This window comes from Candidatus Poribacteria bacterium (assembly GCA_021295755.1).
GTDB lineage: Bacteria > Poribacteria > WGA-4E > WGA-4E > PCPOR2b > PCPOR2b.
Window position 1 is genome coordinate 1 of record JAGWBT010000214.1, and the last position, 5,166, is coordinate 5,166.

Sequence of the window (5,166 nt, forward strand, 5' to 3'; positions counted from 1 at the left end):
TCTCATTCAAAATGCCTACAATTGCCGGATGATCGAGTAGTTTCTGAAGGGCACCTTCATAGCTTTGTCTGGCACCGGCATATACCTCTTCCTTCGTTTCTTCGATTTCATCCTCTGACAGAACGGCGGGTAGGAGTATCCAGCCGCGGAGATCGAAGAAGAATTTCTGCTCTGAGGTCATCGGCACCGGTACGTCAGTAGTGATGCCGTGGGTATCTTTTGTCTCTGTGGTCTGCTTTGATGGAGTCATTTTCTCTTATCCTTCTGCATCAGTTCTTGTGAATTGTACATAGTGCCTGTGGTAAGAGTAGGCCGGATTGAACGATAGTGAAACCCAACGCTGAAACATGAAGCGTGAGCAAAAACGGGAAGCAGCATCTGACCATTTTATGGTCTTCTGAAGTCTATCACCTGAAAATAGTGAAGTCAAGCCAAAAATAGATGGACAAAATTCCACACAGATGGGACAATATGAACACAGTAAGATGAGATCTCGTATAGAGGGGGAAGCAATAGAAATGAGATTCGTTGCTAATGTTTAGAACGAGGAGAGGGTACTAATGTTTTATCGACATAATCACGGAGTTTTCTGGTTAGGTGGGTTGGTTCTGATATTTATGGCGATTGCAGCAGCCAATATGGAGGGGCAAAATACCATAGCAACCGAATCGCAAAGGGCGGAAGGCATTGAGGCAGCGAAAGAGATTCGGATCCGTGGGCATTTGGTGTGTCTCGCGGAGGCGATGCACGATTTATACCGAGCTGATCTTCCCGCCGATCATGAACACTTGTACGGCTTTAAGACGGCAGACGGCACGTTTTACACATTGCTACGCACAGATCTGTCGGAGGCATTGTTTGTCGATGAACGCTTGCACCAAAAGACGCTCATCATCACAGGGAGAACCTTTCCAAAAACGCATCTGCTCGAAGCGATTCGACTCCAATCCGTCCACGATGGGGTTGTCTATAACCTCTACTACTACTGTGACACCTGTGCGATACGTGTGGCTGCGCCGGGGGATTGTGTATGTTGTCAGGCACCCGTTGAACTGGTCGAAAAGCCGATTAAACTTGCCCCACTGTCGGATTAGCTTTGGTTATCCTGCCTAAAAAACGGATCCACTTGTGACTCCTGTCGCTCAAGTTCGACGAGTCGTCGTCGAATACGTTGTCGACGTCGGAGGTACACAAGAATAAATACCAACCCAAGGCTGCCCCAAAAAAGATAGGAATTTGAGAATAGTGCCGCCCAGTAGTAACGTTGGTAAAGCGAGGCTTGCCATTCCGCGTCGAATGTAGCGAGATCCCAGCCGATTGCCTGTTTATAGGCGGTATTCAGATCGCTCCCCGCGCCAAGTAGGTCGATAACCTCCCACAGCTTTTCTGCCCCCGCGATTTTTACTAACCATGCAACCGCATTCAGGCTTTCGGCGTAAGCTAACTGTGCCCCCCTTTCGGGGCTTGGAAACCGTTCTGTTAGGTCTGCGAGCGGGATAATCGATTTCGATAGGATATGCTCAAACATGACATCATGGCGGTGGGGTGCCCACTCACCGGAGAGGTAGATTGCAATCCCCTCGATAAACCACAAGGGAATGTCTCCGATTGTGGATTTGGTGCGTTGTCCAAAAGCGATGTGCACAATCTCGTGGCGGAGGACTTGGGAGAGTTGAAACTTTTGATCAATGATGACACGAGGGTTCTGAATCACGATGCGGCGACTGAGTGGGAAGGCGCAACCGACCGCCCAATCTTGGATGGGGGCGTGGGCGGCGGCTTGGAACTGCTCCTGTGTCTTACACATCCAGATCTCGATCTTGCCGATCTCTATCCCATCAATCAGGCGGTTGAGGTGCGGATAGAAATCTTCGGCAATATCGGCGATGTCTTGGGCGTGGGTTTCGTTGGGTTGGTAGTAAATCTGGAAATGCTCGCTTTCAAGCATCTCCCATGAATCCTCAGTCGCGCTATGCAGTGCGGTCACACTGAAAATCAGAAGAATTGGCAAACAGAACTGGGAAACTGTGCGTAATGCTTTCCAGATGATCGCTTGCATGGTTTTCCCCGCCTTTTGTGATGAATGCGCGTCTATAGGACAGGCGCAATTCGAGAGAAGTTGCAAGGAGTTTCCATTACGCGATCCGATACTTCTCCACCGCCTCTATATCCAATTCAATCCCCAATCCGGGCGTGGTGGGCACTTCGACGAAGCCATCTTTCGGGGTCAATGCGCCGTAAATGAGATCATTCTCACGGACGAAATGGAGGGAGTCGCTTGGAATCGTTGCGTTCTTGATAACCGCATGAACGTGGGTGCCGAAAGCACCCGATACGCCCAAACCGAGTCCGACAACCTGCAGCCACACCGGCAACCCCGCGGCTTCAGCGATGCCAGCGTTTTGCTGTGCGCTCATCGGACTACCGGCGGTGTTGAACATATCCGCTGCGTCCGCTTTGATGGCATCTATAATCATCTTTGGATCTGCGATGTGGGGCGCGAGGGGAATGCGGGTCTTACTGCGAAAGTCGCGATAGCTGTCCCAACCGTATTCGTGATACGAAAACGGATCTTCAAACGCCTCAATATTATATTTTTCCAATTCGTGCGCGAGGCGGATCGATTGCTCTGGGGTCTCAAAAGAGAAGTTGGGATCGACGATAATCCCGTAATCCTCCCCCGCTGCTTCTGTCATAAGTCGGACTGTCTTGACAATGTTCCACGGACGCGCCTTGAGTTTGTGTGTCTTGAAACCTAACTTGGCACCCACCGCTGCTTCCGCGGCAAACTCCTCTGGCTCCATTGGGCACGACCAGTAACCGACGGGGACCTTCTCCCAGTGCTGTGCGCCCATCAGTTTGTGAGCAGGTACGCCGAACGCCTTACCGACAATATCAAAGACCGCTGAGCCGAAGGCACCGCCAAGATTCTGCCATTTAAGTTCCATTACGTCTACACCGATCCAACCCTCGATTGCGTCGTCAAATCGCTGTCCCCTGGCTCCTTCTCCTAAGCCGTAGATGCCTTCATCTGTGTGGACTTTGATGATCGGGATGGGACGTTCGAGGTAGTCCCCAGGACGGTTTTTCTCAATGGCAAGAATGTGGGGGACTGCTGTGATAAACTGTTCGACTTTTGTGATCTTCATTCTGGCTGCTCCATACAGTTTTGAACGAAATGAGTGCCAACAAATTTACGTTTCGACCCGATAAGATCGGGGTGCTGTAGCCCTACTACTCCATTTTACCCTATTTGAGATAAAGCCTCCCGAAACGCTTTGACATGCGCGGGACTTGTACCACAACAGCCGCCAACCAGATAAGCCCCCTCCTTGATCAACTCTGGTAGATAAGGCGACATCTCCTCCGGCGCTTGGGGCCAATATGTCTGCTGATTCTCGTCTAAACGCGCCATACCCGCATTCGGATAAGCCATCAGTCGTTTTGAATTAATCCCCTGTGCCTCCATCGCTTCGCGCAGCTGCTGAATGCCGCTTATCGCATAGGGCATTCCCGTATGCTCTTCACGCCTCGATTCTGCACCACAGTTTAGTCCTAAGATCTGAACGTCATTGAGTAGGTTATCCCCATCGGAGAATTCCCCTTCGGCTAGAATTTCAACGAGAGATGCAGCCGAATGTCCCCAATCCGTTTTGTATATTACCTGTTTCGTCCGTCGATCTCTGGTGTATTTGTAGGTCATATTCACGGCGATGGGAAGCCCCGTTTTTCTCGCAATGTCAACAGCGATTGCAGCCTCCTTCGCGGAGAACATGGTCTCAATACAAAAAAAGTCCACCCCTTCTTCTGCGAGGGCGTTTATTATCCGCTCATGTGCATCTCTGACGGCTTCATTCGCAATACCGAAATCAACACCGCCGCTATCGGCTTCGATTGCGCCGGGGGAGGGTCCGACTGAACCTGCAATATATACGTCTCTTCCGCTTCTCTCAACGGCTGCTTTCGCATGTGCGACAGCCTGCCGTGTAATTTTCTCGGCTTCGGATGCATCTTTTCCCGCCATTTCGAGGTGCAGGGGAGAAGCGACAAATGTGTTCGTTCCTATTGCATCAGCCCCCGCTTCAATGTAAGCGGCATGAATGTCGATGACCGTTTCCGGGTGCAATTCGTTTGCAAGTGTGCTGTTTGTCAACGCGATGCCCACAGTAAATAGCTGCGAGCCAAACCCACCGTCATAGATCATTGGGGTGGGGTCTTTCAATCTATCCAAGAATGTCTTCATCCAAAATCCTCTGTCGTTTCAAAAATAATTTCATCCTATTTCGGTTCGTCCCTTTCTTGCCCAATCTATTAGATCCGGCCTAGGAAATTTCTATCCCGTCTTCCAACGTTCTGGATCGAGACCGAAGCCACGTGCCTCCTCACAGATAGCCGCCCAAGTTGTCTCATCAATCTCAATACCTTCGACCTGCTTTCGCTCTGCGGTACGGAACTCAGGTTCACCGGGACTCAGAATCTCCTGAAATCCCGGCGCAAGGCGGCTTGATTTGACATGCCGAATCAGGTCCTCCACTTCGTCGTAATACGCGTCGAGAGTGGTGAAGTGGGTGATACTATAAACCGTAAAGAGAACGCCGTTGCTGACCATTGTACGTTCACCGGCAGCACATCCCTCGCCGCTGAGAGTTCCCCCCAAAAGTTCCACGACAAAGCTAAGGCCGTAGCCTTTGTGTGCCACGACACCACCCATCGGTAGGATGGCACCCGGCGGATCGGCTCTGAAGTCGTTTGGGTCGGTGGTCGGGTTGCCCTGTGAGTCGATGAGCCAGCCTTCTGGCACCTGTTTCCCCTGATTGATAGCAACGCGAATCTTGCCTTCAGCCACCACGGAGGTGGTCATATCGACCAAAATTGGGTCGTCGTCCCGGCGTGGAGCAGAGAACGCAATCGGGTTTGTGCTGAGGCGACCGTCGAGACCACCGAAGGGGGCAATCTGGTAGCCGAGATTGCCGGCGTTGACGAAGGCGACCGCTAGCATCTCGTTTCGCGCTGCCATCAAGGGATACGCGCCAGCCCGCCCGACATGGCTCGTATTTCGCAGTGCGACGGTGCCTGTTCCGTATTGTCGCGCTTTTTCGATTGCGAGGTTCATCGCAAAGGTTGCCCCGACCTGTCCTAGTGCGCTGTGTCCATCTACCACCGCAG

The 5,166-nt window shown here is 51.6% G+C and carries 6 protein-coding genes; 1 reads left to right on the plus strand and 5 read right to left on the minus strand.

The genetic code is table 11. The features are described 5' to 3' along the window. Positions 1-250, minus strand: a 250-nt coding sequence (locus J4G02_22005; protein ID MCE2397188.1) for a hypothetical protein, incomplete at its 3' end; no start/stop codon positions are given. Between the two features lie 310 nt (positions 251-560). On the opposite strand from J4G02_22005, the gene J4G02_22010 reads away from it, so the two are divergent. Next, positions 561-1,094 (plus strand): hypothetical protein, encoded by a 534-nt coding sequence (locus J4G02_22010; GenBank protein ID MCE2397189.1) that lies wholly within the window; start codon positions 561-563, stop codon positions 1,092-1,094. Here the strand turns inward: J4G02_22010 and J4G02_22015 are convergent. From J4G02_22015 to J4G02_22030, 4 genes are all read right to left on the minus strand, one after another. Continuing rightward, positions 1,091-2,059 (minus strand): hypothetical protein, encoded by a 969-nt coding sequence (locus J4G02_22015; GenBank protein MCE2397190.1) that lies wholly within the window; start codon positions 2,057-2,059, stop codon positions 1,091-1,093. The two genes, J4G02_22010 and J4G02_22015, sit on opposite strands and share 4 nt — an antisense overlap. A gap of 76 nt (positions 2,060-2,135) precedes the next feature. Continuing rightward, on the minus strand, positions 2,136-3,149 hold the full coding sequence (locus J4G02_22020; protein ID MCE2397191.1) for a hypothetical protein: 1,014 nt from the start codon (positions 3,147-3,149) through the stop codon (positions 2,136-2,138). A 95-nt stretch (positions 3,150-3,244) separates the two neighbouring features. Continuing rightward, positions 3,245-4,243 carry a homocysteine S-methyltransferase family protein gene (locus J4G02_22025; protein MCE2397192.1) on the minus strand — a complete coding sequence of 333 codons (999 nt, stop codon included), beginning with the start codon at positions 4,241-4,243 and terminating at the stop codon, positions 3,245-3,247. Between the two features lie 90 nt (positions 4,244-4,333). After that, a partial coding sequence (locus J4G02_22030) for an Ldh family oxidoreductase (protein ID MCE2397193.1) occupies positions 4,334-5,166 on the minus strand: 833 nt, incomplete at its 5' end.